At 66.4% G+C, this 26552-nt stretch carries 26 protein-coding genes; 9 read left to right on the forward strand and 17 right to left on the reverse strand.

What is annotated here, in order from left to right; genetic code table 11:
• Positions 1–55: 55 nt before the first annotated feature.
• A complete protein-coding gene (locus tag ACWEO7_RS04395; protein WP_452420688.1) occupies positions 56–1150 on the reverse strand; it encodes an FxsB family cyclophane-forming radical SAM/SPASM peptide maturase in 1095 nt (364 codons plus the stop codon).
• Between the two features lie 5 nt (positions 1151–1155).
• On the opposite strand from ACWEO7_RS04395, the gene ACWEO7_RS04400 reads away from it, so the two are divergent.
• A complete protein-coding gene (locus tag ACWEO7_RS04400) occupies positions 1156–1641 on the forward strand; it encodes a hypothetical protein (protein WP_452420690.1) in 486 nt (161 codons plus the stop codon).
• 30 nt (positions 1642–1671) lie between these two features.
• Here ACWEO7_RS04400 and ACWEO7_RS04405 read toward each other — a convergent pair whose 3' ends face one another.
• Complete coding sequence (locus ACWEO7_RS04405; RefSeq protein WP_356967545.1) at positions 1672–2124, reverse strand: Lrp/AsnC family transcriptional regulator; 453 nt, start codon at positions 2122–2124, stop codon at positions 1672–1674.
• 157 nt (positions 2125–2281) lie between these two features.
• Between ACWEO7_RS04405 and ACWEO7_RS04410 the strand changes: the two genes are divergently transcribed.
• Positions 2282–3313: a DMT family transporter gene (locus ACWEO7_RS04410; RefSeq protein WP_452420692.1), complete on the forward strand. Its 1032-nt coding sequence runs from the start codon at positions 2282–2284 to the stop codon at positions 3311–3313.
• A gap of 67 nt (positions 3314–3380) precedes the next feature.
• On the opposite strand, the gene ACWEO7_RS04415 is transcribed toward ACWEO7_RS04410, so the two are convergent.
• Both ACWEO7_RS04415 and ACWEO7_RS04420 read right to left on the reverse strand, forming a co-directional pair.
• A complete protein-coding gene (locus ACWEO7_RS04415) occupies positions 3381–4844 on the reverse strand; it encodes a wax ester/triacylglycerol synthase family O-acyltransferase (RefSeq protein WP_452420693.1) in 1464 nt (487 codons plus the stop codon).
• A 332-nt stretch (positions 4845–5176) separates the two neighbouring features.
• On the reverse strand, positions 5177–6043 hold the full coding sequence (locus ACWEO7_RS04420; RefSeq protein WP_452420695.1) for a LysR substrate-binding domain-containing protein: 867 nt from the start codon (positions 6041–6043) through the stop codon (positions 5177–5179).
• Between the two features lie 80 nt (positions 6044–6123).
• Between ACWEO7_RS04420 and ACWEO7_RS04425 the strand changes: the two genes are divergently transcribed.
• Together ACWEO7_RS04425 and ACWEO7_RS04430 are read left to right on the forward strand one after the other, a co-directional pair.
• Positions 6124–6606, forward strand: a complete 483-nt coding sequence (locus ACWEO7_RS04425; protein ID WP_452420697.1) for a cupin domain-containing protein — start codon at positions 6124–6126, stop codon at positions 6604–6606.
• 60 nt (positions 6607–6666) lie between these two features.
• Positions 6667–7029 (forward strand): DoxX family protein, encoded by a 363-nt coding sequence (locus ACWEO7_RS04430; RefSeq protein ID WP_452420699.1) that lies wholly within the window; start codon positions 6667–6669, stop codon positions 7027–7029.
• A gap of 48 nt (positions 7030–7077) precedes the next feature.
• On the opposite strand, the gene ACWEO7_RS04435 is transcribed toward ACWEO7_RS04430, so the two are convergent.
• Both ACWEO7_RS04435 and ACWEO7_RS04440 read right to left on the reverse strand, forming a co-directional pair.
• Positions 7078–8529: an amidase gene (locus ACWEO7_RS04435; protein WP_452420701.1), complete on the reverse strand. Its 1452-nt coding sequence runs from the start codon at positions 8527–8529 to the stop codon at positions 7078–7080.
• A 289-nt stretch (positions 8530–8818) separates the two neighbouring features.
• A complete protein-coding gene (locus ACWEO7_RS04440) occupies positions 8819–9493 on the reverse strand; it encodes a TetR/AcrR family transcriptional regulator (protein WP_452420703.1) in 675 nt (224 codons plus the stop codon).
• Positions 9494–9590: 97 nt separating this feature from the next.
• Here ACWEO7_RS04440 and ACWEO7_RS04445 point away from each other — a divergent pair, with 97 nt between their 5' ends.
• Positions 9591–11030 (forward strand): DHA2 family efflux MFS transporter permease subunit, encoded by a 1440-nt coding sequence (locus ACWEO7_RS04445; protein WP_452420705.1) that lies wholly within the window; start codon positions 9591–9593, stop codon positions 11028–11030.
• Positions 11031–11140: 110 nt separating this feature from the next.
• Here the strand turns inward: ACWEO7_RS04445 and ACWEO7_RS04450 are convergent, their stop codons facing one another.
• Positions 11141–11797 carry a TetR/AcrR family transcriptional regulator gene (locus tag ACWEO7_RS04450; protein ID WP_452420707.1) on the reverse strand — a complete coding sequence of 219 codons (657 nt, stop codon included), beginning with the start codon at positions 11795–11797 and terminating at the stop codon, positions 11141–11143.
• A gap of 368 nt (positions 11798–12165) precedes the next feature.
• Complete coding sequence (locus tag ACWEO7_RS04455; protein WP_450021765.1) at positions 12166–13293, reverse strand: NADH:flavin oxidoreductase; 1128 nt, start codon at positions 13291–13293, stop codon at positions 12166–12168.
• 109 nt (positions 13294–13402) lie between these two features.
• Between ACWEO7_RS04455 and ACWEO7_RS04460 the strand changes: the two genes are divergently transcribed.
• The gene (locus ACWEO7_RS04460; protein WP_355074309.1) at positions 13403–13870 is read left to right on the forward strand and encodes a MarR family winged helix-turn-helix transcriptional regulator; all 468 of its coding nucleotides are present in this window, start codon (positions 13403–13405) and stop codon (positions 13868–13870) included.
• A gap of 439 nt (positions 13871–14309) precedes the next feature.
• On the opposite strand, the gene ACWEO7_RS04465 is transcribed toward ACWEO7_RS04460, so the two are convergent.
• A complete protein-coding gene (locus tag ACWEO7_RS04465) occupies positions 14310–15614 on the reverse strand; it encodes a serine hydrolase domain-containing protein (protein ID WP_452420709.1) in 1305 nt (434 codons plus the stop codon).
• Between the two features lie 155 nt (positions 15615–15769).
• On the reverse strand, positions 15770–16534 hold the full coding sequence (locus ACWEO7_RS04470; protein ID WP_450021761.1) for a potassium channel family protein: 765 nt from the start codon (positions 16532–16534) through the stop codon (positions 15770–15772).
• Positions 16535–16865: 331 nt separating this feature from the next.
• Between ACWEO7_RS04470 and ACWEO7_RS04475 the strand changes: the two genes are divergently transcribed.
• Positions 16866–18200, forward strand: coding sequence for a carotenoid oxygenase family protein (locus tag ACWEO7_RS04475; protein ID WP_452420711.1), 1335 nt, complete (start codon positions 16866–16868; stop codon positions 18198–18200).
• Between the two features lie 95 nt (positions 18201–18295).
• Here the strand turns inward: ACWEO7_RS04475 and ACWEO7_RS04480 are convergent, their stop codons facing one another.
• A complete protein-coding gene (locus tag ACWEO7_RS04480) occupies positions 18296–18988 on the reverse strand; it encodes a dienelactone hydrolase family protein (RefSeq protein WP_452420712.1) in 693 nt (230 codons plus the stop codon).
• A 266-nt stretch (positions 18989–19254) separates the two neighbouring features.
• Positions 19255–20205 (reverse strand): zinc-binding dehydrogenase, encoded by a 951-nt coding sequence (locus ACWEO7_RS04485; protein WP_452420713.1) that lies wholly within the window; start codon positions 20203–20205, stop codon positions 19255–19257.
• Between the two features lie 79 nt (positions 20206–20284).
• Here ACWEO7_RS04485 and ACWEO7_RS04490 point away from each other — a divergent pair, with 79 nt between their 5' ends.
• The gene (locus ACWEO7_RS04490) at positions 20285–20893 is read left to right on the forward strand and encodes a TetR/AcrR family transcriptional regulator (RefSeq protein ID WP_452420715.1); all 609 of its coding nucleotides are present in this window, start codon (positions 20285–20287) and stop codon (positions 20891–20893) included.
• Positions 20894–20973: 80 nt separating this feature from the next.
• On the opposite strand, the gene ACWEO7_RS04495 is transcribed toward ACWEO7_RS04490, so the two are convergent.
• The 3 genes from ACWEO7_RS04495 to ACWEO7_RS04505 form a co-directional block, all read right to left on the reverse strand.
• On the reverse strand, positions 20974–21387 hold the full coding sequence (locus ACWEO7_RS04495; protein ID WP_452420717.1) for a DUF1003 domain-containing protein: 414 nt from the start codon (positions 21385–21387) through the stop codon (positions 20974–20976).
• 151 nt (positions 21388–21538) lie between these two features.
• Positions 21539–21961, reverse strand: a complete 423-nt coding sequence (locus ACWEO7_RS04500; RefSeq protein WP_452420719.1) for a hypothetical protein — start codon at positions 21959–21961, stop codon at positions 21539–21541.
• Positions 21962–22427: 466 nt separating this feature from the next.
• Positions 22428–22820, reverse strand: a complete 393-nt coding sequence (locus tag ACWEO7_RS04505) for a hypothetical protein (protein ID WP_452420720.1) — start codon at positions 22818–22820, stop codon at positions 22428–22430.
• Positions 22821–23054: 234 nt separating this feature from the next.
• Here ACWEO7_RS04505 and ACWEO7_RS04510 point away from each other — a divergent pair, with 234 nt between their 5' ends.
• Positions 23055–23711 carry a VC0807 family protein gene (locus ACWEO7_RS04510; RefSeq protein WP_452420722.1) on the forward strand — a complete coding sequence of 219 codons (657 nt, stop codon included), beginning with the start codon at positions 23055–23057 and terminating at the stop codon, positions 23709–23711.
• 50 nt (positions 23712–23761) lie between these two features.
• On the opposite strand, the gene ACWEO7_RS04515 is transcribed toward ACWEO7_RS04510, so the two are convergent.
• A complete protein-coding gene (locus ACWEO7_RS04515) occupies positions 23762–24508 on the reverse strand; it encodes an ABC transporter permease (protein WP_452420723.1) in 747 nt (248 codons plus the stop codon).
• Positions 24509–24673: 165 nt separating this feature from the next.
• Entirely contained in the window at positions 24674–26107 is a 1434-nt protein-coding gene (locus ACWEO7_RS04520) for an aminobutyraldehyde dehydrogenase (protein ID WP_452420725.1), read from the reverse strand.
• Between the last annotated feature and the right edge of the window lie 445 nt (positions 26108–26552).

Here is a 26552-nt window from a genome sequence, read left to right on the forward strand (position 1 = left end):
TCTGCGCGGCGCTCGCACCCAGCCTCCGACGATGATCCATGCGCCCTGGCAGTGGTCATCCGTGGAGTGCCGCGGCGACGTCGGCGCGCATTCGCGATTCGATGTGGCGAATCAATTTGGTCAGGTCGGCGCAATACACCGAGGGATTACGGAAGCCGTCGCCCTCACGGTATCGCGTGACGTAGTGACCGCCACCACACACGCTGTGTATCGAGCAGGCGCGGCAGGTGTCGCTGAGCGCGTCCACGCCGATCTGGCGCGCCACTATCTCGGGTTCCAGCATGGCCTGGTCGAGCGGATTGCGTCGGCCGGACGGCAGTTTGGTCGCACCCGAGAAGGTCGCCTTCAAGTCGTCGATCTGCGCTACACTTCCGTCGGTTTCGATCACCGCTATGCGGGTGGGGCCGAGGCCCCATACCTCCGATTCCACGGTCCCGCCCAGTATCAGGTCCATGATGTTCTCGAACATTCGGATCCGCGTGTCCAGTTGCGGCGCGCCATACCAGCGGTCGAAGATCGTGATCAGCCAGTCGGCATAGGGTGTCGCTCCGGGATCTGCGGAAAGCCCGGGGGGCGGCGTCGTCCAATTGCCCAGTGGAATCTCGAAATTGACTGCCGGAGGCTGAAACGCGAGCAATCCTTCATAGGCCTGCAAGGGGTCGTTTGCGAGGTCGATGACGCAGAGCAGACCGTTGAGCAGATGCCGCCGATCGCCGACCGTCAATTTCTCGAGGGCGGCAGCGACCCGGGAGTAGCTTCCCGCGCCGCGGCGGTCCCGGCGATGGCGGTCGTGACTGTGCTCATCACCGTCGAGGCTGCCGGTGATGCTGATGTCGCAGTCGTCGCAGATCCTCAGGAACTCGTCGTCGAGCAGCACGCCGTTGGTCTGCAGAGTGAGGGTGACAGCGGTAATCGGCTCCAGCGCCGCCCGCGCGTGCGATGCGAAATACTCGAGATCGGCATGACCCGCCATGAGCGGCTCGCCGCCGAAGAAGACGAGACTTACCGCGGTGGGCCGAACCTGCGAACGTGGTCGGCGATTGTTCGGAGGGCGTCGTCGAAAACCTCCCGGCGCATCGCCTTCGGTTGCTCCCGCCAACTCTGATCGGCCATTTCGTAGATGTAGCAGTAATCGCACGCCAGATTGCATCGGCTGTGAATCTTGAGGAGAAACTCCGTAAACGGAAGCGGCTCGAATCCGTTGCGCTGCAATTCGGCCACGTCGAGTCCCGTTTCGGGCTAACCGCTCGCTTCCCTTCGCGGAATGTCTATCGGGGCGCGCTATGGGCATGGACGGCGCTGCTCGTTCCAATGGCGCTCAGCGCCGATCCGTTTGTGCTGGCCGCGTGTTGGTGTGGCATCGGCGGCGTTGGGGTCGTCAGCAACGTCGCGTTGACGATATCCCGGCTCGATGTGATCCCCGAACAGACGCTCGGTCGCGCGGTCGCGACGATGGCACTGTTCTGCGACGGCGCGGTCGCGCTCGGCGCGCTGGGGGCGGGCTATCTGTTGTCCACAGTGGGCGCCGTCGCCACGCGATGGTCAGCACTCGCGGCCATGTTCACACTCGCCGCATACGCAAGTACTCGCACCACCCGTTCTCGCGATCTACCGCTTGCGCTGACATCATCCGATTCCTGAGGCGCGAGCCTGCTCGTCGAGCGGGAGGCTTCAAATCGGCTCGACGACGTTCTTGCGTAGGTGTCCGTAGACCACTGAGGTGCGCACGTCTGCGAGTTCCTTTCGCTCGGTCAGCTTGTCCAGGACCACCGAGTGGAGATGGTCGGTGTCGCGAACGGCCACATGAAGGAGGAAGTCGTCGGTGCCTGTCAGCGTGAAGATTTCGATCACCTCGGGCATTCGCGTTACGAAGGCTTGGAACTGTTCGATGACCGCACGCGTCGGCGGTCGTATCCGTACGGCGATGATCGCCTGCAGCCCTCGGCCGAGCGAGGGGAGATCTACCTCGGCGTGGTATCCCAGCAGCACGCCGCGCTCACGGAGGGAGCGAATCCGCTCCAAGCAGGTTGAGGGTGCGATGCCCAACTCCTGGGCCATGTCCCGGTTGGTGCGCCGACCGTCCAACTGCAGAAGCCGAAGTAATGCCGAATCTAGTTCATCCATATTCCGTCTCTCTGCTGAAACTCCGAATCTAATTCGGACATACTGCCAGGATGCCCTGCTGATTGCTACCTTGGTCGCCATATCTCCGTTCATGATTCGCCTCTGCTGAAGCGGCCGAACAGAGGTCACGAGTTGTGGACGGTAAGGGGTATGGGAAGTGGATGAGCGGCAGGCCGAAGTCTTGGCGATCTGTTCGGTCGTAATGGCCGCGCTGTTGTGGAGCAGTTCGTACGCGGTAACCAAGCTGGTGCTGGCGGACGTCGGCCCGCTGAGCATCGGGGCCATCCGTTTCACGCTCGCCGCGGTACTGCTCCGGATCATCATGCTCCTGCGCCGCAACCCGACTGTCAGGCCGGATGCCCGTCGGCGGCGGTTGATCTACCTCAGTGGGCTGCTGGGTATTACGGCCTACTTCGTGCTGGAGAACATCGGCGTCGAGCTGTCGACGGCCTCCGACGCCTCTTTGATCGTGGCCACCTACCCATTGATGACCATGCTTTTGGAGCTGGTGGTCTTTCGGAGCAGAATGCCGCCGCTCCGGGTCGGCGGTGTGCTGCTGGCTGCCCTGGGGGCTTTCCTCGTCGTTCGCAACGGGGCGGACGTGGGAGGCAGCGGTCGCTGGTCCGGCGACATACTGCTGTTGCTCGGCGGGCTGGTGTGGGCCGGGTACAACATGCTGGGCAAGTATGCGGGGCACGGGCAGGACGCGGTGACCCTCACCTACTACCAGACCATGGCCGGCGCCGCCGGCTTCCTGTTCGCCTCGCTACCGGAGTCGAAGCATTGGCGGGTACCCGACGTCACGGCCTCGGCGCTGCTCGCATATCTGGCCGTGGCGTGTTCCGTCGGCGCCTTCCTGCTCTACAACTACGGCCTTCGCCGGATGGCCTCGAGCGTCGCGGTGAACATCCTCAACCTGGTGCCGGTGTTCGGGGTGCTGGGTGCCGTGGTGATCAATGCGGAGACGGTCCGGCTGGCGCAAGTCTTCGGCGGCGTCATCATCATCGCCGGGGTGACACTCGGATCGGTCGAGCATCGCTCGCCCCGGCCTTCTCCGTATGCGGACCCGTGCAGGTCTCGGTCTCTGACCAGTCGGGCGGGTCGATGGCCGCGACCCGCATACGTGGACAATTCGTGCGCTGAGCACCGACCGTCCATTGGATCGTCCGACAATAGATCCAGTGTTTAGAGTTCTGCCACGGCCAGAAGGGGCGTTCTGCACCGCGCCTGCTTCCCGCCGCTGGCGCCGGGATCGGTCACCGCGGTGACCGACGCGGCGTAACCGGTGCCTCAGGCGTCGGTACCGACTCCCTTGCACCGGCCCCACCAGCCGTCTCGGACCCCAGGATCGGTTGCACGAGGTCATCGAGTGCATCGCGCACCCCGCGGGCGAACACCTCCACGTCCGGGCAGCTGTCCCGGTCCGCGGCGGCAGTGAAGTTGAGCTGACCGGCGTACGACAGGGCGGCGACGACAAGTGTCAGGTTGCCCATGGGCGGCAGCACGGGAAACACCTCCAGCAGCGGTGCGCCGGCGAGGTACAGCCGCATCGGCGGACCCGGGACGTTGCTCACGACCAGGTTCACTGACCGCTGCCGCGGAAACAGCCGGTACCAGATGCGCTGACCGGCAACGAATCTGAAGATCCCGCTGCCCGCCTCGGGGCGAGGCTTGTCTCTCCGTGCGCTTGTCTGCGCGGCGATCGACGTGAGCCGGCACAACGAGTCCGGCTCACCGACCGGCAGCGGCACCATCATCCATCCGGGCGTGTTGCCTTGCGCTTCCCCGGGCCGCGCTTCGTGGTGGGAGATGGTCACCATCGCGCGCTGGACGAGCCCGTGGACATCCTCGCCGCGGCTTGTCAGCAGCTGGCGCAGGCCACCGGCAACCGCGGTGAGCACTACGTCGTTGACCGTGGCGTGCTGGGCGTGGGCGACAAGTTTGATGGCGCCGAGGCGGCCGCGGACGATGGCCAGTCGGCGCTCGGGGCCCACGGGGTGGTTGAGGCTGGTTCGTGGGGCAGGCCTTTCTGTGAGCACCTCCCGCCAGGCCGGCAACGCACGGCGCGCAAGGCGCAGGGTTCTGCTCGGATGGACGAGGGCCGACCACCCGAGCCGTAGCTCGTGTCGGCGGCGTCGCAGGTTGTCGCGGAGCAGTTCACCCGTGGACGGGGTGGGTGTCGGCGTCCACGGCGGTGCACCCTCGACGGGCGCGTCGGCGGTCCGGTCGAGCAGCGCCCCGAAGGCGGCCATCGCGGCCGGGCCGTCGGCGAGGACGTGATGCAGCTTCAAGAACGCGCCGACACGTTGGTCCGGCAGGCCGGGCAGCAGCCACAGCTCCCACAGCGGCCGGGTGGGATCGAACGGTCGCCGGGCCAGTTGCTGGCATATCTGCAGCAACTGGTCTTGGTCGCCAGGCGCGGCAAGCGCACGGACGTGGAGGTGCTCAGCGAGGTCGAAGTAGGGCGCGTCGATCCACAGCGGCCAGCCCAGCCCGAGCCGAGGCCGGCACAGCAGCTGCCTGAAGCGAGGCACCGAGTGCATTCTCGGCTCGAGGTATCGCCGGACCGCGTCGAGTCGGACGCTGCCGTCCACGTCGAGCAGGCTTGTGCCGTCGAGGATGGCGAGCCCGCCGATGTCGGTGCACCAGCCGTAGTCGTCCCAGAGCAGCAGGAACAGGTCCGAAGCGGTCACCCGTTCCAGCAGGGGGGTTTCGGCCATGACCTCACCTCCCTTACTCGTGCCTGGACAGCTACTGCGGTTCCGCTCCGTTCCCGCGGCTCGGCCTCGATGTCCGGCTCATAGCCGGACCCCCTCTTTTCTCCACATCATCGTCTGCGGGACCACCTGGCGGCAGGGCCGAAGGTCCATCCCTGACCGAGCCGAACCGCCTGACTGCCGTAGCGCGGATCGTGCGCCGGAAGCGCGCATCGAGCGAGTTGACGCGTTGGTGGAGTGGATCACCCGCCGGATGCCACGCTGCCAGAGCGTCGGGGTGGCCGCTGAAATACAGTGGAACGACCTGGTCGGCGGGCTCGTGGACCGAGTCGCCTTCACGGCCGAGGTGGGGGATCGAGGTATGCGAGCGTGGCTATCTGCACGAACGATCGGATCAGGGGGTTGGTGTCGCCCTCGTTCCAGGCAACCACCACCCTGCTCGGTGCCATGTCGATCAGTGGGACGGCGCCCAGTCCCTCGGGCACTTTGTGCCCGAGCGGGGTGATGCCGACGGTGCCGTTCCAGAGCACGGCCTGCACACATTCCTGAACGACCCGCACTACCGGACCTTCGCGTGTCTGGCCTCCGTTCCAATAGGTCTGCCAGGTGGGGTCGGTGCCGTCGGGGAACTGGAACCAGCGGCGGCCGGCCAGGTCGGCCAGCGTCAGGTGGTCGCGGCGGGCCAGTGGATCGTCGGCGCGCAAGACCGCCCCGACCGGGTCGGCACGCAGTTCACGCACGGTCAGGGCGGTGTCGTCGAAGGGGGCGCGGGTCACGGCGACGTCGACCAGGCCCGCCCGCAGTCCGCAGGTGGGGTCGGTGAGATCGGTGTCGCGGATGCGGATGTCGACCTCGGGATGCTTGTGGCGGTAGGCCGCGGCGAGTCTGGTGACGCCGGGGTCGGTGCCGTCCCCCAGGATGCCGACGGTGAGGTTCGCGGTTCCGGCCGCGGCGGCGAGCCGCACGGTGGCGCGCTCGGCCTGATCGAGCAGGGCGCGCGCCTCGTCGAGCAGCACCATCCCGACCCGGGTCAGACCTACACCGGTGGGCGACCTGTCGAACAGGGCCGCACCGATTTCCGACTCCAGTTGCCGGATGGCGCGGCTCAGCGGCGGCTGGCTCATGTGCAGCCGGGCGGCGGCGCGACCGAAATGGCGTTCCTCGGCAACAGCTACGAAGTAGCGCAGCGTACGCAGCTCCACGCTGGCACGATACCCGTCCGGTATCGGCAGCGCGGAACGGGTCTTGGACACCCGCGACATCTCGGCGGTGCAATCGGAACATGTCCGACAACGAGAACAACTCCGGCACAATTGTTTCAGTGGTGGGCCCCGGCGAGGGAGAGCTGATCGTCCTGGGCGCCACGCGAATGCGGGTCCTCGAGGACGGCAGCAACACCGGGCACCGCCTCGGGCTGGCCGAATCCGTCATTCCCCCACACACTCCCGGACCACCGCAGCATCGGCACGCCCAGCACGACGAAGGGTTCTACATCATCTCCGGCACGCTGCGGTTCACCGTCGGCGACACCGACTATGACGTGACAGCGGGCACGCTGGTGATGGTCCCGCCCGGCGCCCCGCACACCTTCGCCAACATCACCGATCGACCAGCGGTCATGCTCAGCACCTTCACCCCCGACCTGTACGTGCAGTATTTCCGCGACCTCCAGGACATGGTCGCCGACAGCCGGGAACTGACACCGCAGGTGAACATCGAGGTGATGAGCCACTACGCCACCGAGCCTGCCACCGACTTCGCCTGAACCCCAAGTGGGCCGGGGTGTTTTCGCCTCGGCCCGCACATGCCACCTTTGGATGGAATCGTGAACATCGCGTTCTGGATCACTGCCGGCCTGCTCGCCCTTTTCTACCTCTACGCAGGCGGACTGAAGATCATCCGAAGCCGGGATCAACTCCGGCCCATGATGTCCTGGGTGGACCGCATACCACTATGCGTGATCCGGACCGTCGGCGCACTCGAAGTACTCGGCGCACTCGGGCTGATCCTTCCACCTCTGACCGGACTGACGCCCGGGCTCGCCGTTGCCGCGGCCATCGGGTTCGTACTCCTGCAACTCGGTGCGATCCCGGTCCATCTGACCGGCGCAGACCACAAAGTCGCCCTCAACATCACCCTTCTTCTCATGGCAGTGGTGACCGTTTGGCTCGCAACCATCTGGGTGTGATTTCGCGGGATTTTCGTCCTCCGCTCGACCGGCACCCGGTAGTGCACCCTACTTCGGCGCCTGGAAGCCGCCGATCTTCTGCTCGAGCAGTTCGGCCAGCCGCAGCGGGGTGCGGTCCTCGAACATCGGACCGATGAGCTGCACTCCCACCGGCAGCCCCTCGGGCGACCGGCCCGCGGGGATGGCGGTGGCGGGCAGGCCGGGCATGGTGGCCATACCGGCCCAGACGAGCTGGTCGAAGTACGGGTATCCGACGCCGTCGATGTCGATGTGCCGGTTCTCCAGGCCTCCGTTGTGGTCGTGCGGGAAGGCGGGAGTGGGCGTGATGGGGCACACTACGGCATCGAACTCGGCGAAGAGCTGCCGCCAGCCGTGGCGGTGGAGTTCGCGACGGTTGTTCGCCTCGACCCAGCCGCGGTGGCTGAGCACCATGCCGCGCAGCCGCGCCGCGTCGAGACTGCGGTCGTCCGCGCTCAGCGCGGCGGCTTGGGCCTGCAGCTGTTGGTACACGTGGAGGGGAAGACCCGCGGCGGCGTTCGACAGCATCAGCAGCATATAAAGCGTCGCGGCTTCGGTCGGATCAGGCAGCAGCGGGCTGTGCCGTTCGACGCGGGCGCCCTCGTCGACGAGCGCCTCGGCGACCCGGTTCACGCCCGCCCGCACCGCCGATCCGGTCGGAATGAGCGGATGGTCCTCGATGATCAGGATACGGAAGTCGGCCAGCCGTTCGTGGCGCGCGGGCGGCAGTGCGACGTCGTAGGCGACGCCGTGGGTCAGCGGGTCCGGTCCGGCCATCACGTCGAGCAGGAGCGTGAGGTCGCGGGCGGTGCGCGCCATCGGACCGACAACAGCAAGGTCGAGATCGACCGGCAATGCCGGCGCGGGCGGCGCGACCATCCCGCGGGACGCCACCAGTCCGACTGTCGGCTTGTGCGCGTAGATGCCGCAGAAATGCGCGGGGGTGCGCAGCGAGCCTGCGAGATCGGAGCCGATGGACAGCGCGCCGAATCCGGACGCCAGGGCCGCCGCCGAACCGCCGGACGACCCACCCGACGTGCGGCTGTGGTCCCACGGGTTGTTGGTGGTTCCATAGATCTCGTTGAAGCTTTGGATATCTCGCAGCGTCAACGGCACGTTGGTCTTTCCGAGCAGCACCGCGCCGGCGGCCTTCAGCCGCGACACCTGTACCGCGTCCTCGGCAGGCACATAATCCTTGTACTGCGGCATGCCCCAGGTCGTGGGCAGCCCGGCGATGTTGTAGCACTCCTTGACCGTCACCGGAATACCGAGCAGCGGCCGATCCTCGCCGCGGGCGCGCGCCTGGTCGGCAGCGCATGCGGCGGCCCGCGCATTATCGAAATCCGGTACGCAGACCGCGTTGATCGCCTTGTCGTCGCGCTCGATACGCGCGATCGCCTCGTCGGTCAGTTCCACCGATGTGACTTCACCAGCATGCAAGGCGGCCGCGAGTTCTTCCGCCGACTGAAAATTCCAATCCATGAATCCGACGCTATTGGCCTGCCGGAGAGGACATAAAATACCGCCTCGCGCAATGGAAAGTCGAGCGGACTACCTGCACCGGTGAAGTCACGCGCTCGTTCTGCCATCGCAGGACATTCCACGCAGGTCACAGCGTCGGCAGCGGGTCGACTCCATGAGCGCAGGGCATGAGAATGCCGTGCCGGGCAACGGGATGTATGTCTCAATGCTCATCTGTGTTCCGTGCGGTCAGCGCGTTCGTAATCACTTTCGCCGACCCGAGCGTCGCCGCGCCCGGGAAGAGCCCGGATCAGGCCCCTTCCGGTGATTCGGCAGTGCCGAGGCGGCGGATAAGAGCGCGGAGTTGGGTGCGGTAGTACTCCTCGAATTCCGGTGAGCCGGGAGTCTTTCCGGTGGCTCGCAGGGCGGCCTCGGGAAGCATCAGGGGCGCGAGGACCATGCTCATGACGGCCATGCGGACGAACGCGGGATCCAGCTCGGGGGCTATCTGGCCGCGCTCCTTTGCTCGGCGGAGGTTGGCCAGATCGGTGTCGATGACCGTGGCGTCGTCGATGTAGTCGGATTCGGTGCCGCCCCCGGTCAACCCGCGCCAGATAACCAGGCGGGCCGGGCGTGGGTCCGCCAGCGCGGCGGTGAGGTAGCGGGCGGCGGTCTCGTCGAGGGGAAGTGCCGGATCGGCACGCTCGGCCTCGGCCTCCGGCCAGTGCCGTTGAATTTCTTGATAAAGGTTTTCCTTGCCGCCGAAGTAGTAGGCGATGAGCTGTTTGTTCACCCCCGCGCGAGCGGCGATGTCTTGGATCCGCGCACCGTCGAAGCCCTTTGCGGAGAACTCATCCAGGGCCGCATCCAGCAGAGCCTGACGGGAGCGCTCCGCGTCGCGGCGGCGCTCGTCGGCGCTGGGGGCGCGGCGCGGACGGCGGCCCGGGCCATCGGGCGTCGGATCCGTGCTGCGGGCTTTGGCCATGCGATCAGGTTACCGGTTCGGGTGACTGGTTCAACCAGTCGGATGGATTGTCATCCAACTGGTTGACAGAGTTTGCCGTGTGGATGACACTGCGAAGGTGACTGCTTCCAACGTTTCCGACAGCGTGACCACCGGGCTGAGCCCGCAAGCCCGTCGGGCCGTGGTCGTCGTATTGGTCGGCGCGGTGCTCGCCTTCCTCGACGCCACGATCGTCAATGTCGCTCTGCACTCCCTGGCTACGGCCCTGGACGCGCCGCTTGACGCCATCCAGTGGGTCGTCACGGCCTATCTCCTGGTGCAGGTGGCGGTGCTGCCCGCCAGCGGCTGGGCTGCCCGCAAGGTCGGGCCCAAGCGGCTCTATATGAGCACGCTCGGCCTGTTCACCGTCGCCTCGATCGCCTGCGGACTCGCGGACTCCGTGGGTGCCCTGATCGTCGCCCGCGTCGCGCAGGGATTCGGCGCGGGGCTGATGATTCCCGTCGGGCAGCTGATCCTGATCACCAGCGCTGGGCAGCGCGGCATGGCGCGAGCCATGGTGGCTGCGGGACTGCCGATGGTGCTCACACCCGTCATCGGGCCGACCCTCGGCGGGCTGTTGTTGCAATACGCGGGCTGGCAGTGGATCTTCCTGATCAACGTGCCATTCGGCGTGCTGGGTCTGGTGCTGGCGTGGCGACTGCTCCAGCCCGACGAGCCGACCGAAGCCGCAGGTCCGTTGGATGTCGTTGGGCTGATGATGATTTCATTCGGGACAGTGGGCGTCACTTTCGGATTGGCTCGCGCCGGAGTCCGGAGTGTCACCGATCCGCAGGTGCTGGTTCCGGTCCTGGCCGGGGTCGCCGTCATCGGCCTTTTCGTCGTGCACGCGACGCGATCCGCGCATCCTGTTCTCGATCTGCGGCTGTGGCGGGATCCGCTGTTCGGTGCGGGTGCGGTCACGACGCTGGTGCTGGGCGCGGTGACCTTTGGGGCGATGGTGCTGCTTCCCCTGTATTTTCAGGTGATCCGAGATCAGGATGCCGCGCACACCGGAATGTTGCTGGCCCCGCAAGGGCTGGGCGCGGCCGTAGCCATGGGGCTGTCGGCACCCATGGTCGAGCGGCTCGGCGGGCTCACCAGCGTGATCGGTGCGGTGATCGGTGTCGTCGCCACGGTGCCGTTCCTGTTCGTTACCGGCGACACGCCGTACTGGCTGCTGGCCGCCGCGATGATCGTGCGTGGGCTCGGCATCGGACTGGCCGCGACACCTGCCATGACGGTGGCGCTGCGCAACCTCGGCCCGGCTCAGATGGCGGATGCCACACCTCAACTCAACATCATGCAGCGCATCGGCGGATCCATCGGTACGGCCGTGTTCGTGGTGATCCTGCAGCAGGGGCTGAGAGACAGCGGGATCCAGCACGCGGAGCAGGCCGAAGCGTTCGCAACCACTTTCACTTGGGTGCTGGGAGCCGCGCTGGTCGCCATTATTCCCGCGGCCGCGTTGGCCGCACGGGGCGGACGCCTCGACGCGGCCGGTGACTCTCTCGGCAACTGAAGCAGGCGACCACGGGGGCAGCGGTTTCGGCCCTCAGGCGCTTCTCACCACGGCCGACCGGTCGATCGGGTAGACGTTGCGCCCCTCCGAGCATGGCGATGCCACCGGAACTATGGATCAGGAACTAGCTCCAGCTGCGGCTGCGGGGGCAGGGGGTGGGAGACGAGCTTTTGTGCCGAACGCTTGTTCATGCCGAACATGCGCAGCACATGGAAGGTCATCTCGTCGGTCAGCGCGCCCGCATCGGCCCCGGGTTGGGCGTCCAGGAGTTGCAGCAGGCCCAGCAGTGCGCCGCCTGCGGCCATGACGGCCATGTCCGGGTCCATCGGCTCGAACCGGCCCGCCTCCTGGGCGGCGATGATGTCGCGGCGGGCACGCGGGGCCAGGCCCTCGTCCCGAAGCAGCACCGGCATGCCGGAATTCAGCAGCACCCGCACTATCTCCGGCGCCTGCCGCTGGAGACGGCCGGTCATCCGGAAACTCACCGCGAATACCTCGGCCGGATCGTCGTACAGCTTCACGATCTCGTCGCGCATCTCGCTGTAGACCTGCAACACCGAGCGGACGGCTTCGTCGAACAGCTCTTCCTTGGAGGTGAAGTGGTTGTAGAACGAGCCGAATCCCACGTCGGCGGCATCGGTGATCTCTTGGATGCTCACCGCCGAACGACCTTCCGCCAGGAACTTCCGTGCTGCGCCCAGCAGTGCGTTGCGAGTGCGTTCCCGGCGGCGGTCGATGCGATTGCGCACCACGGGTTCGGCGGACATGGATCCCTCTTCCGTTGGCGACTGTCATCGCAATCGTATCTGATGACTGCATCAGATACGATTACGATGGTGACGGTCTCCCGGCAGGTAGATACAGCCGATCACGTAGTCGGCGATCAGGTCCCGCAGGTAGTGCCGCGGCAACCATTCCGGCGCTCCGGCCAGCAGGTCGATCGCGCCTCGTACCCCTGACCTCGCTCGATTCGTCCTCTACGGCCAGCACTGCCCGGCCGTCGCCGAACCACTTCAGCACCCACCAGGCACAACCGCAGTCGTCCCTGTGCAGGGCATCGTCGTCGATCCAGTATCCCGAACGATGCTGCTGCGGCTCGCGCCAGCGAGAATCCTTACCACAAAGGGGAACTCGCTTACCGCAGCGTCTTCAGTGCCGCCGCGTCGTACGGCTTCAGCTCGTCGATCCGCCCCGCCAGGACCTTGGACGCCCACTCCGGGTCCTGGAGCAGGGCGCGACCGACGGCGACCAAGTCGAATTCTTCGCGCTCCAGGCGATCGAGGAGGTTGTCGAGGCTACCGAGTTCGGCGCCCTCGCCGGTGAAGGCGCGGAGGAAGTCGCCGTCGAGGCCGACCGAGCCGACGGTGATGGTGGGCTTGCCGGTGAGCTTCTTGGTCCAGCCTGCCAGGTTCAGGTCCGAGCCGTCGAACTCCGGGAGCCAGTAGCGACGGGTGGAGGCGTGGAAGGCGTCTACGCCGGCTGCGGCGAGCGGAGCCAGGATCGCTTCCAACTCCTGCGGCGTCTCGGCGAGCCGTGCATCGTAGGCCTCCTGCTTCCACTGCGAGTAACGGAAGATCACCGGGAAGCCGGGCGAGACGGCCGCGCGAACAGCGGCCACGATCTCGGCGGCGAACTTTGTACGGGCCACGGTGCCGCCGCCGTAGGCATCGTCACGGCGGTTCGTTCGCGCCCACAGGAACTGGTCGAGGAGATAGCCGTGAGCGCCGTGCAGTTCGACGCCGTCGAAGCCGATGCGCTCGGCGTCCGCGGCGGCCTCGGCGAAGGCGCCGATGACGTCGTCCAGGTCACCCTGGGTCATCGCCTTACCGAGACCCTCGGTGCCGTCGACGCGAATACCGGAGGGGCCGACGGCGGGCGCATCGGGGTAGGGTGCGTCCCCCTGGTTGCGGACCATGCCGATGTGCCACAGCTGCGGCACGATCGTGCCGCCTGCCGCGTGTACGTCCTCGGCGACCTTCGCCCATCCCGCCAACTGCTCTTCACCGTGGAAGCGCGGCACACGGTCACTCTGCCCGGCGGACTCGTGGCCGACGTAGGTGCCCTCGGTGATGATCAGGCCCACGCCGGCGGCGGCACGGCGGGCGTAGTACGACCGCACATCGTCACCGGGCACGCCGCCGGGGGAGAACATGCGCGTCATCGGCGCCATCACGATGCGGTTCGGGACGGTCAGGCCGTTCAGCGCGACGGGCCGGGACAGGATCTCGGCTGTGCGCGAGGCGTCGGACGCGGTGACGATCACTGGGCACTCCTCGTTGGTACGGTTTCGATGGTTGAGAACTTCAAGCAATGGCCACACGCTAAGGGTAAATATTTGAGATAGTCAAGTTTCTGCGGATAGGCTGGTCGCCATGGCAGAAGCTCCCCGCGTCGACACGGCCCAGTTGATGGAGCTGCTCTCGGTGTCGCTCGGCGTCTACTACGGCGACTTCACCGTCGCGGCGGCGAGCGAGAACCTGACGGCGAGCCAGGGCAAGGCGCTGACCGTGCTGCGCCGAGGGCCCGTCGCGATGCGCGCGTTGGCCGAGACCTTGGCCTGCGACGCCTCCAACGTGACCGGGATCATCAACCGGCTGGAGAAGCGTGGCCTCGTGCGACGAGAGGCCAGCGAAGCCGACCGGCGCGTCACCAATCTCGTCATCACACCCGAGGGCGAACAGATAACCGACACGATCCGCGCGAAAATGCGCGCCACCCAGGACGGCCTGAACAGGCTCAGTGACCAGGACCGCGACTGTCTGTACGAACTGCTGGAACGGGTTTTCGTCTCCCGGCTCGTCACCCGAGCGGACTCACCTGCGTCGGTCGCAGGCCGATAAGCGCCCACGACTCCGGTCGCACCGCCCGCGCCGTCCAGCAAACCGCAGTGCCCGGCGACGAGCGACCGTGATGGGCGCAGCGGGCATGGGTCCGGTCAGGGTGTGCGCCCCGGAGGACTGTGGACACGTATGGAGGGAACGTAATCGGGCGGTCTCCGCCTTCTTTTGGATGTAGACGCTCCCCCAAAGGGGCAGCCTCTGGGGGAGCGTGCATCGAGCGGAGGCGCGATTCACAGGACATCGAATCTCGGAGGGGATGCTCAGACGAGGTGGAGGTAAGTGTCGCCACTGAACACCGAGCTGTAAATGTCCCAGCCGCCACTGATCCGGTTGCCGCCCGCACCGGCGGTCCACCTGGCGGTGCCGTCCTGCCAGCCGTCGTGGCGGTAATGTATGGTCGAATCCCTCGTCCAACCTATCTCCGGGACGTGTTGTGCCGCTACGGAATTCCAGGAGTCGCCGGGTGCGGGCCGGCGCAGCCGAGTATGAAACAACCCGGTGGCCAATTCGCGAACGGCGCGGACATGGGCTTACCCAGGCAGGACAGCGGGTTGCAACCTGGGTAGGCCATCGGGCCGATGCCGAGTGCGGCGAGTGTCGCGTCCGGGTTCGAGATCATCGGATCGGACAGTTGGACATCGGATTGCTGTTCGTAGGGTGCCGCGGCGGGTATGCGAGGTTCCCGGAAGGCAGCGCCGACCGCGCGCAGGACATCGTGCGGGAAGCTCAACGCGCTGCCCGGAACCGTGACACCGGTCCAACTGACCATCAATCCGAGGCTCGGCACCACGAAATTGTCCTGGCGCATCATTCCCGACATCTGCATCGCATCCGGCGGCAGTCCAGGAAAATAGTTGCCGCAGTCCGGCCCGTTCACCACGAACAGGAAGCCATAGCATGGGTTCGTCGGGGCGGGTCGGCCTGCCTGCGCGAGATAATCCGCGGAAATGATCTGGTGACCGCCCCACCGGCCGCGATTGGTGAGCAGTAGTCCGAGCTTGGCGAAGTCGTCCGGTGGCAGCAGTAGATGCGCGTAACCGTAGGTGTTTCCGCTGCGGTCCCGTCCCCAGAAATAGTCGGTCGGCGGAATTCCCAACGGATCGAAGAGCTTTCGTTGCGCGTACGTCTGAAAGTCCTCGTCGACCGCACGCTGGATGACGTACACGAGCAGATCGACAGCGCGCTGACTGTAGCGCCACTCGGTGCCCTGCTGTTGATCGATCGGCATCGCCAGCGCCTGCGCCACCACATTCGGGTCGATTTGCGCCAACCCGGTGATGCCCTCCGAGGCCACCGCTACCCGCATGCCGCTGGATTCGATGAGCAGATTCCGCACCGTGATCGCGCGATGTCCGGCATCACCGAGCTCGGGTGGCAGATAGGCGCCGATCGGGTCGTCGAGCCGCAGCCGCTGCTCGCCGACCGCGATCCCGGCTACCATCGAAACCACACTCTTGGTGCTGCTCCAGAGATTCCACGGCACACCGGCGGCCCGCGCGGTGTTCGGGCCGGTCGCGATCAGGCAATTGTTCCGAAAGATCTGCAGCGTCGTGCGGGTCGAATCCGCCGCGAGCGCCACCGCCTGGCGCAGCGCGGTCGAATCGAGTCCGACCTCCTCCGGGGTCGCCGTCTCGGGTACTCGTCCACTGCTGACCGCGCAATGCCTCACCCCGTCCGGCTCGGCATGCGCCATGACCGGTGCACCGATCCCGAACATCCACGTTGCCGCCGTAATGGCGGCCACCGCAACACTTCTCATAGCTCGACCCACGCCGGCCTCCGCTCTCGACGAACTCCACCTGGCTCATCGCCCCCACCTCACCCCCGGTTACGACCCTGAGCGCCCCTACTTGTAGGGGGCGGCCCCGCACGGGCCCGCATCCGCTGGTGGTGCGTCGGTCATTCGGCCGGCACGGTATCCGGCTCGATCACAGTGGAGCGCAGAGCGGCCACTTCGGCGCGTAATGCTTTGATCTCTGCGACGAGTTCGGTGATCTCCCGATCGGTACTCTCCACATTCGCCTCGACGCTCTTCAGCTGATCCATCACCCAGCTGGTGGTGGTGCCGATCGCGAAACTGATCAGGCCGATGCCCAAGGTCATCAGGATCAGCGAGATCAAACGGCCTTCGGTGGTCACCGGATACACATCGCCGTAGCCGACGGTGGTCACCGACACCATCGACCACCACAGCGCGTCACCGAAATTGTGGATCTTGCTGTCGGCCGCCCCGTACTCGGCGTCGAAGAAAGCCAGACTGCACAGCAGCAGAAGCAGTAGCGAACTGGTTCCGACGAATACCGCGAGCCTGGCTCTGGTCGTCGTGTTCCGGTTCAGGGTGCCGATCACGAGCATGGCCGCCCGCAACAGCCGCAGGGGGCGAAGCGGCGGCAACACCACGATCAACAGGTCGACCGGGTGGGTACGCAGGAACCGCAACCGGTTCCCGGACAGCCCCAACCGCACGGCGAAGTCCAGCGCGAACGCCGCCCAGATCAGCACGTCGACCCGGGTAAGCCAGGCGTCAAGACGAGGCGATGCCCCGGTATCGAGTACCTGCCAGGCATAGACGCAGAGGAACGCGACGGCCAGCACCATCAAGGGGATGCCGGTCGTCCGCTCCCAGGACTCTCTGCGGGTGCACTCGGAATGTGTTTCGGTCATCGGACTACCTGTGTCGCTGCGCAGCGGTGTCGGCGACACCGCAGGTTCGGCCGCTGAGTCCCGAAAGAGACCGGCCGTTCTCCAGCCGATTCTCACACGGAACCCAGGTCGCCGCGCCTATCCCGGTCGTCATTCGAGCGACGAGTCGGCCGCCGCCATCCACGACGGCCGCTGCTTGCGCGGATGGCGGTGATCGGGTCGCGCAAATTTTTTGCGCGGCGCTGAGCTGGGAGTTCGGTGAGCGGCTCAGGACTCCGCCGAGAACAAGTCTGTTTGTTCGGGAATTGTCTCGGCATCCTGGCACGGCGATCCAGGGAAGGGAGATCCGACGATGACAATGCCGTCGTACGCGGCCGTGCCACTGCATCTGGCCGGGAACAACGCGCCGGTCACCGAGGAATGCACCGTGGAACCAACGGAGGTGATCGGAGAAATACCCGCAGACTTGAACGGAATGTTCGTGTGTAATGGTCCCAACCCGCGGACCGGTTGGTCACCGCACTATTTCGCCGGGGACGGCATGGTCCACGCGGTCGCCTTGACGGAAGGACGCGCGCGCTGGTACCGCAACCGCTACGTGCGCACCCCGCTCTACCACCACCCGGGCCGATCGCGCTTCGAACTCGGCTTCGACCCGGCGACCGCGACGATGGATTACCGGGTCACCACGGCCAACACCCACGTCGTCAGCCACGCGGGCCGACTTCTGGCGCTGGAGGAAGGCGGCTTCCCCTACCAGCTCACGCCGGAATTGGAGACCGTCGGACCGTTCACCTTCGACGGCGCGCTGCGAACGCCGACGACCGCGCACCCCAAGATCTGTCCGGAATCCGGCGAGTTGCTGTTCTTCGGTTACCGACTGCGCCCGCCGTATCTGACCTACCACCGTGTGTCACCCTCGGGCGAGCTGCTCCGGACCCAGCCGATCGAGCTTCCGCGCGCCACGATGATGCACGACTTCGCCGTGACCCGGCACCACGTGGTCTTCATGGACCTGCCGGTCGTGTTCAACCAGGCCACCGCAGCGTGGCGCTGGGACGACGGACATCACGCCCGGTTCGGGGTGATGGCCCGCGCCGGTGGCCCGGTTCGCTGGTTCGACATCGAACCCTGCTATGTATGGCACACCCTCAACGCCTTCGAGGAAGACGGCGCCATCACCCTCACCGGCACGCGGGTGGCCGAACTGTGGCGGGCCGGCAGCGACGATATCGGCGGCGGGCTGCCCCGCCTGCACCAGTGGCGCCTGCGGCTTGCCGAGGGCACCGTGACCGAACAGCCGGTGGACGACGCGGTAGCCGAGTATCCGCGCGTCGCCGACAGCACGGTCGGGCTCCACCACCGCTTCGGCTACCTGGTCAGCTTCTCGCTCGAAGCCGAACCGAGCCACTCCCGCATCTACCGCTACGACTTCGCCGACGGCGCCTCACGGCGCACCCACCGACTGCCGGAAGGCCATACCTGTGGTGAGGCCGTGTTCGTCCCGCGCCCCCAGGCCAGGGACGAAAACGACGGATATTTGATGAGTTTCGCCCACGATCGTATTCGCGGAAACGGCTACCTTCTGATTCTTGACGCCGCCGACCTCGACAGCCCGCCCATCGCCGAAGTCCATCTGCCCGTCCGAATCCCCACCGGCTTTCACGGCAGTTGGATCCCCTTTTGACTCCATCTCCAGCTGTTGCGCCGGCCGCCCGCGCGGTCTCCTCCGATCCGTGTGTCGAGGCAGCGCGGCGCGCAGGTGTGCTTGCAGCGTCGCGGTCACCGCAGGTGCCGGCCGAAGAACGTGAATACCCTCTGCCACGCATCCGCGGCGGCTTTCTCGTTCTCGCCGAACCCGAAGATGCGCGCCACCGCCTGCACGGGAGTGCGGTCGGCGAAGCTGTGCCCCGCGTGGGGGTAGGTCTTGATGTCGTGTGGAATCTTCTTTCGGGTCAACACTTCTTCGAGGCGCGGGCCGCTACCCCGGTTCATCGGATCGCGTCGGCCGAAGCTGGCGACTATGGGGCACGCGCCCTCGACGATTTCGGCGTACTTGCTCTGCAGGGGCGGTGGATAGAACGGCGCTGATGCGCCGAAGCCTTTCGTAGAGGCGACGAGGGCGAACCCGCCGCCCGAGCAGAATCCGGCGATGCCGAGCGCCCCGGTGCAGTCGGACCGTTCTGCCAAGAATTTTCGTGCCGCCGCGATGTCGTCGAAGGTGCGGCCTTCACAGGCCATGAGATCGTTGAACATCGATCGCATACAGCGGATCATCCCGCCGCGGGAATACAGGTTGGGCACGATCGCCAGGTAGCCGTTGTCGGCGATGCGACGCGCGATCTTCCGGTGCGGGTCGCGAAGCCCGAGAGCGTCGTGGATGACGACCACGCCAGGCCATGGTCCCTCACCGGACGGAATTTCGAGCACCGCGTCGATGGTTTCGTCGAGCGTCTGGATGCTGATGTCTGTCACGGCGCTCTGACTTCCTTCGGTGGGTCGGGGCGAGTTTGTCGGGACGTCGAGCGGTCGACATCCACACGGCCGGCTGAATGCGGTGTCGAGTGTGCTGCGCAACTCCGATACTCCCAGTTCAGGAGCCCTTTTCTCGTGTCGACACGCCTGTGCTCGACCGAGCAGGTCGAACAGGAGCTACCTCACCGCCCGCACCATCGAACTCGACGTCTTGCCGCCGGAGGCCCGAGACGGCTGGCGAGCGCGGGCGCCGGCGACGCGATCGCTCACGGCGTCAGGACGATGCGACCGAAAACCTCTCCGGCGTCCATCTTCCGATGCGCCAGCGCGGCCTGCTCGAGCGGCAGCAAGTCGTGCACTACCGCATCCAGTTCCCCGCGAGCCGCGGCGGCGAACTGCTCGGCGCGGATCGCTCGCTGGGCGGCGTGGTCGATGGTGTCGGCGCTGAAGGTTGCGAAGGAGAGCGACTTCTGGAACGCCGTCATCATCGTCATACCGAAATCGGCCGGTGGATAGCCCGCGACGATCCCCACGACCACCATGCGGCCGTTCGGCGCGAGTTTGCCGAGGAACGACGGGAGGGCGGCGCCGGCGACGATGTCGATGATGACGTCGTAGTCCGCGCCACCGGTCCCGGCGCGGTCCAACACCTGGGTGGCGCCGAGGGCGCGGAGCCGATCGCCTCGCTCCTGCGAGGAGGTCGTGACCGCGACCGCGGCGGCGCCGGCGCGAGCGGCGAGCTGCACGGCCGGGATTCCGATACTCCCGGCCGCTCCGCGCACCAGCACCGACTCGTCTGCGGCGAAGCGGGCGTGAGCGAGACCGAAGTGCGCAACGACTCCAGAACTGCCCAGGGTGACCGCCGCGGCCGGCGACAGGTGCTCGGGCAGCGCGAGGATCTGCTCGACGGCGGCGCCGGCATGTTCGACATATCCGCCGCCGACCCCGGTGAACGCCCACACCCGCCGCCCCACCCACGAGCGGTCGACACCCGCGCCGACCGCGGTCACGACCCCGGCGACCTCACTGCCGGGGATGTGCCCTTCCCGGAAGCCGTAACTGCCGAGGGTGCCGCGCCGGATCACCGCGTCCACTCCACCGACGCCGATCGCCTCCGTGGTGACGAGCACCTGTCCTGCGGCGGGCGACGGGATGCGAATGTCGGCCACTGCCATGCCGTCAGGGCTCCCGAAGGTCCGGATCTCGATGGCTTTCACTGGCTCTCCTCGTCTCCCGTCATCCCCCCGGGAGCCGACGCTAACGGACGCAGGCGTCCGCTTAGCTAAAGTGAGAGCGGTGGCCGACCGTTTGCCTCACACTCTGCGTTCGGATGCCAGGGACAACCGAGAACGCATCCTCGACGCCGCGCGCGCTCTGTTCGCCGCCGAGGGAATGACCGCCCCGATGCGCGATATCGCCCGCCGTGCCCGGGTCGGGCCCGCGACGCTGTACCGGCATTTTCCGACTAAGGAGATCCTGGCCACCGCCGCGTTCGCCGGTGAGATGCGCGCCTGCCGCGCCCTCGTCGAGCAAGGACTGTCCGACCCGGATCCCTGGCATGGTTTCTGCTTGTTCATCGAGAACATCTGTGCGTTGCACGCCGACAATCGCGGCTTCACCGAGGCGTTCACCTCGACCTTTCCCGACGCATTCGACTTCGCCGCCGAACGTGCCGCTGCGCTACGGGCGGTCGGGGAACTGGCCCGCCGCGCCGAGAAGACCGGGCAGCTGCGACCCGACTTCGCAGTCGCCGACCTGAGCCTCATGCTCATGGCACACCGAGGAATCCGGGCCGGCTCGCAGACCCGTGTGGCGGCCTCGCGGCGCTTCGCCGCGCTCATGATCCACGCCTTCCGCGCCTCGCCCGAGCACGGTCCGCTGTCGGCAATGCCGCGTGCGCGGTAGGAGTCGCTTTCCGCCGCAACGCGACTCCTCGCATCGCGGGACGGTGGCAGCGCGCTGCCGAGCCGGTCGGTTGACCGCGATCACAACCGCTCTACCTGGTCGGGTGTTTCCTCGATGATGCGTCGGTGCAGTTCGGTGGTCATGGCGTGGATGGCGCGGGTGAGTTCGGTGTTGGTCTTGAGTTCGAGTTCTTCCTCGGCGAAGTCGTGATCGGCTTTGAGCTGCTGGAATTCGGCCGCTCGGTTCTGTCCGATCATCACGAACGTCGAGAGGAAGATCGCTTCGAGGGATACCACGAGAGTCAGTGTCGGCCAAGGGCTTTCCTCGCAGAGGAGCATCCAGGTGGCGAATCCGGCCGCGTGGAGGTAGACGAACGGCATCGACCCGGCAAAGCGGGTGATCCAGTCGGCGATGCGTAGTTGCCAGTTGTCGCGGCGGCGGGTGTGGAAGTCCACCACGACCGGGTGCTGGGCGGGATTCGGCGGTTGGGACATGGTGGGCTCCCCGGCAGGAGGATGGTGGACGACGACGCCGGAATACTATCGGCCGCCAGTGCTCGACACCGCTGTGCGGACTCATCGAACCGTCGATCGACGTGGATCAGCGAATGGCCGGCCTCGCGAGACCGCGGCGCGGCACGGTGATTCAGTCGGCCGCGGTCAGCAGCGGCGCGAGTTGGCGTAGCGAGCCGAGATAGTCCGCATCCAATGCTTGCAGCGCAACGTGATCGGCACCAGCCTTCAGATGCTCGACCAGTTGCCCGGTGACCTCGACGGGCGTGCCGTGCACCGTGAGCACATCGATGAGACGGTCACTGCCCGGTTTGGCAACATCATCCTCGGAGAAGCCGAGACGCCGCAGGTTCGAGACGTAATTGCGCAGGCCGAGATACATGTCCACCGTCTGCCTGCCGACTTCACGCGCCCGCTGCGGATCGTCGTCGAGCACGAGCTTCTGCTCCGCGACCAGCAGCGCGGAGCCGAGGATCCGGCGCGCCCGCGCGGTGTGCTCTGGCGGAGCCAGATACGGCAGCGCGCCGGCGGTGCGCTCACGCGAGAGTTCGAGCACCTTCGGCCCCAGTCCTCGGCGTGCATCGGCTCGCCGCAGTGGGCGCGGCGCAGGTCGACGCCGCTGATCCGGCCGCACGCGTGGTGGCGGTAGAGCACCGGCGGGCCTTCCGGACCCGAGAGCCATCTGTCACCCCAGCGGGTCATGACCATGAGCAGGTAGCGTGGCCGCTGGTCGTATGCGCCGCGACCCCCGGATCGCACTCTCCCTCACGCCGGTCGACAACCCGCTCCGGCCGGTCGTCATCCGCGGCAGGGTCGTCGCATGGCTCGAAGGCGACGCCGCTTGGGAGATCGTCGACCAAATCTCGACGAAATCACCGGCAACCCCTACCCGCGGCAAGAGGAGCGATTCATCGCGCTCATCGAGCCGACCCGTCAAAGCATCGGCTGAAATCGCCGGGCTTCACCCCAGCCGGATGTCTCGACCGTCCATCGCATCAGGGTAGTCGGTGGTTGTACAGCCGTCAGGGCGCATCCAGCACACTTGCCGGAACCCCGTAGGGCAGGAACCGCACCCGACGGCGATCATCGATGTTGTCGCGATGTGCGCGCAAGGCCTCGAGTTCGTTCGGAAAGACCTGCTCGACCTTGGCCTCGCCGATGTCGTCGACTCTGTAGATCACCCACACCCCGCTGCCGGTCTCACCGGTGGTCTCGCCCTCGGGTTGCGGTGGACGTGGCTGTTGCGCTTGGACGAACTGACCGAGCAGCGACGCCAGTGAACCGACGGTCGCGTGATCGACGCGATCCAGGTATACGCCGGCTTTCCCGAGCAGGTCGCGGAACTCGGTGCCCGCCCCGCGCAGTGCGCGTTCGAAATCTTCCGGATCGATGCCGAAAGGCCCGTTGGTTGGCATCTCATGTGCTCCTGGGGACGAGTTGGGTGCTACGTCCTCAGTGTCCTCGCCGAACGCCGACTCCGCCACGTCGACCACGTCGAACGGCTGCGGGCCCGAGTCGTGTGCCGTTCGGGCGGCTACAGCGGCATGACAGTTGTCATGCCCGAGAGATGACGGTTGACAGATCCCGCACGGCTCTCGCGTTCGTAGATTCGATTCCTGTCCGGCCCGTTCTTACAGGAGTTGCCCACCATGATCGTCGACGAGACCGTTTCCCCCGCCGCGCAGGTTGCCACTGGGCGTCCGGACCTGCGAAAACTGTTCGCCCCCGTGGCGCGCGACATCCTGGTGCCGATGGCGTCCTACTTCGTGCTGCACGCGCTCGGCTACTCCGATTTCATGGCGCTGCTGGCCGGTGCGCTGACCTCTGCGGCGACCGTGCTCGTCGAGGTGGCGCGGAATCGCCGGATCGACCTGTTCGCCGGAATGGTTCTGGGCGGCTTCGTGATCGGACTGATCGGGTCGCTGCTCAGTGGCGACGCCCGCACGCTCATGGTGCAACAATCTGTGGTGACCGCCGGTATCGGCGTCACAATCCTGGTCGGCCTGTTGTTCGGTAAGCCGCTGACCTACTACGCCGCCCGCCGTGTCATGGCGACCGGCGACCTGGCCGTCATCGAGCACACCTACCGCACCGATGCGCTCGCCCGCCGGACCCACGTCCGCATCTCGGCATTGTGGGGCGTGGGACTGGTGGTCGAGGCCCTGACCCGGATCGTGTTGGTCTACCGGCTGTCGGTGCCCACCATGGCGTGGTTGTCCACGGTGCTGCTCACGGCCACGTTGACGGTGCTGGTGGTCGTCACCGTCCGGATGGTCAAGCGGATGCGCAAGGCGCTCAGGGGGTGATCGGCGCGGGTCGGTGCGGCACCTTCGGCTGGTACGGATCCTTTGTGTCGTTACCGTCGTGTGCGGCGAACCTTCGATCGTGCGACCAGTTCGGTGGTCACCGCGACCGCGGATGCTTGGGCCAGCAGCAGGCCGGTGAGAACCAGCATCTGTACCGCGGCGGCCTGAAGGGCTGAGCCGCTGGCGAGCAGCACACCGATGAATGCGCCGGGCAGAGTGACCAATCCGACTGTGCGGGTCTGGTCGACGCCCGGTAACAGCGCATCACCGGTGCTCGGGCGGACGACCTCGAGTCGTGCTTCGCGTTCGGTGAAGCCCAGACTCATCGCCGCCTCCACTTCACCCCACCGTTGTTCGACCGTGTCGAGGGCTCGACGGGCGGCGAGCGATGTCGCGGTCATCGTCCCGCCCAGCACGATTCCGCCGATCGGGACCAACGCCACACCGGTGAGTGGGACTACGCCGCTGATCAGCATCAGCGGCACCACAACCCCGATGCCCGCCCCGAGTGCGACGGTGAGCCACATTCCCGACCAGCCGGCCGAGGACCGCTGCGCGGCGGTCGCCACCGCGGCGGCGAACATGACGGCCAGCACGAGCACCGCGGACCAGAGATGTGCCAGTGCCGCGGCCAGTACCAGCGCGACGATTCCGAGTTGTGCGGCGCCGCGGATCGCGGCGCGCGGAGCCACGGGAGTCGGTCCCAATCGCGCCACCCGATACCACGCGGCAGTCAGAGCCACCATCACCACGCACAGCACCGCCAGTTCGACGCCGGGCTCTACGGTCGCGTGCACCCGCGCCCCTTTCGTCTTCGCTCACCACACCGGATTCGTTGCCTACGCTGTTGCGATTGTGCCGCCGGCCGGCCTGGACGACACGAGGAGGTGATGGCGACGCGGCAATTGGTGCATGGTGCTGCCGGTGGCGGCGAGCGGCTGTGCTGTCATCGTTGTCGGGGTTCAGTCGATCTTGGCCATCACATGCTTGACGCGGGTGTAGTCTTCCAGCCCGTACATCGACAGATCCTTGCCGTGTCCGGACGACTTGAACCCGCCGTGCGGCATCTCGGCGATCAGCGCGGTGTGGGTGTTGATCCACACGGAGCCGAAATCCAGCGCGGCCGACACGCGGAGCGCCCTCGACACATCCTTGGTCCACACCGAGGAGGCCAGCCCGTATTCGACGCCGTTGGCCCACCGGATCGCCTCGTCTTCGTCGGTGAACGACTGCACGGTGATCACCGGGCCGAAGATCTCGTTCTGGCTCATCCGGTCATCCTGCAACAGCCCCCCGACGACCGTCGGCTCGACGTAATACCCGTGGTCGCCCTGCCGGTGCCCACCGGCCACGACCGAAGCGTGATCGGGCACCTCGTCGAGGAAGCCGAGCACCCGCTGTAGCTGGTCGGCATTGTTGACCGGTGGCACCCAGGCATCCTCGTCATCGGCGGCTTTGCCGAAAGTGGTTGTCGCGCCGCAGGCCTGCTCGGCCAGCGCCGCGGTCAGATCGTCGGCCACAGACCCGTGACCGAGCACACGGGTGGCCGCCGTGCAATCCTGCCCGGCGTTGAAATAGCCCGCGGCCGCGATACCTTGGGCGGCGGCAGCGATATCGGCGTCGGGGAACACGATGACCGGCGCTTTGCCGCCCAACTCCAAATGCGTGCGCTTCAGGTGGCCCCCGGCCGACGCCGCGACCGCACGGCCCGCGGCCACCGAACCGGTGATCGATACCATCTTCGGAGTCGGATGCGCGACCACCGCCGCACCGGTCGCCCGGTCACCGGTTACCACGTTGAGCACACCTGGCGGCAGGTGTGCGGAGGCCAGTTCGGCCAGCATCACCGTCGTCACCGGAGTGGTTTCGCTCGGCTTGATCACCACGGTATTGCCTGCCGCTATCGCGGGAACGAACTTCCAGATGGCCATCATCATCGGGTAATTCCACGGCGTCACCTGTCCGATGACGCCGACCGGCTCCCGGCGGATCCAGGATGTATGGCCCGCCAGGTACTCGCAGGCCGACTTGCCCTCGAGTACCCGTGCCGCTCCCGCGAAGAATCGGGTCTGGTCCAGCATCTGGGGGATCTCCGCGGCCGAGGTGATGTGGTTCGGCTTGCCGGTGTCGCGGCCCTCGGCCTCGACAAGCGCGTCGGCGGCATTCTCCAACTCGTCGGCGAAATCCAACAGCGCCTTCTGGCGCTGCGACGGCGTCGTCCGCTTCCAGTCGCGGAACGCTCTGGCGGCCGCTGCGTACGCGTTGTCGATGTCCTGCTCGTCGGACACCGGGGCGGTACCGTACTGATCGCCGGTAGCGGGGTTGACCAGTGCCATCGTGGCACCACCGACCGAGTCGACGAGCTTGCCGTCGATGAAGTTCTGGACCACTGTCATGATGGCTCCTCGATTGCTCTGTTCTGTCGACACTTCGTTGGCGTGGGACGGTCGGTCGACTCCGGCATCAGGCCGCATCGTCGGGCTATCATTTATCGTCGATATTTGATTTATCGATATCGAATGAATCGATTTTACTCCTCTCGCGACTGCCGAGGACCATGCCGCCGGAGCTCTGCTTATCCGCGCCGAAAAGCGTTACTTCGTCAGATTACGAAGAATTCCGGCGGAGAATATTGTCGTCCAGATGCCGGAATTCGAGATGGGTCGGTGGAATGCGGCGGCGATTCTGTGGCAGAAGCAGATTCGTCAATGCGAATTGCCCCAGGTGGCCACATGGTAAGGCGTCTTCCGCATTCGCAGACAATTTTTCAGCGAAACGACTCGATCGTAGTCAGCTCGCCATGAGCAGTAGGGGGCCTCCGTCTCGTTCGGAGGAGCCGGG

It is taken from the genome of Nocardia sp. NPDC004260 (genome assembly GCF_053603155.1).

Bases quoted from the DNA above. Each gene is read 5' to 3' on its own strand.
- ACWEO7_RS04495 (WP_452420717.1), bottom strand. From the start codon at position 21,387: ATGTCCCAACCGCCGAATCCCGCCCAGCACCCGGTCGTGGTGGACTTC.
- ACWEO7_RS04510 (WP_452420722.1), top strand. From the start codon at position 23,055: ATGATCGTCGACGAGACCGTTTCCCCCGCCGCGCAGGTTGCCACTGGG.
- ACWEO7_RS04475 (WP_452420711.1), top strand. From the start codon at position 16,866: ATGACAATGCCGTCGTACGCGGCCGTGCCACTGCATCTGGCCGGGAAC.
- ACWEO7_RS04405 (WP_356967545.1), bottom strand. From the start codon at position 2,124: ATGGATGAACTAGATTCGGCATTACTTCGGCTTCTGCAGTTGGACGGT.
- ACWEO7_RS04470 (WP_450021761.1), bottom strand. From the start codon at position 16,534: ATGACCGAAACACATTCCGAGTGCACCCGCAGAGAGTCCTGGGAGCGG.
- ACWEO7_RS04460 (WP_355074309.1), top strand. From the start codon at position 13,403: ATGGCAGAAGCTCCCCGCGTCGACACGGCCCAGTTGATGGAGCTGCTC.
- ACWEO7_RS04520 (WP_452420725.1), bottom strand. From the start codon at position 26,107: ATGACAGTGGTCCAGAACTTCATCGACGGCAAGCTCGTCGACTCGGTC.
- ACWEO7_RS04415 (WP_452420693.1), bottom strand. From the start codon at position 4,844: ATGGCCGAAACCCCCCTGCTGGAACGGGTGACCGCTTCGGACCTGTTC.
- ACWEO7_RS04425 (WP_452420697.1), top strand. From the start codon at position 6,124: ATGTCCGACAACGAGAACAACTCCGGCACAATTGTTTCAGTGGTGGGC.
- ACWEO7_RS04440 (WP_452420703.1), bottom strand. From the start codon at position 9,493: ATGGCCAAAGCCCGCAGCACGGATCCGACGCCCGATGGCCCGGGCCGC.
- ACWEO7_RS04505 (WP_452420720.1), bottom strand. From the start codon at position 22,820: ATGCCAACCAACGGGCCTTTCGGCATCGATCCGGAAGATTTCGAACGC.
- ACWEO7_RS04450 (WP_452420707.1), bottom strand. From the start codon at position 11,797: ATGTCCGCCGAACCCGTGGTGCGCAATCGCATCGACCGCCGCCGGGAA.
- ACWEO7_RS04395 (WP_452420688.1), bottom strand. From the start codon at position 1,150: ATGCAATCTGGCGTGCGATTACTGCTACATCTACGAAATGGCCGATCA.
- ACWEO7_RS04435 (WP_452420701.1), bottom strand. From the start codon at position 8,529: ATGGATTGGAATTTTCAGTCGGCGGAAGAACTCGCGGCCGCCTTGCAT.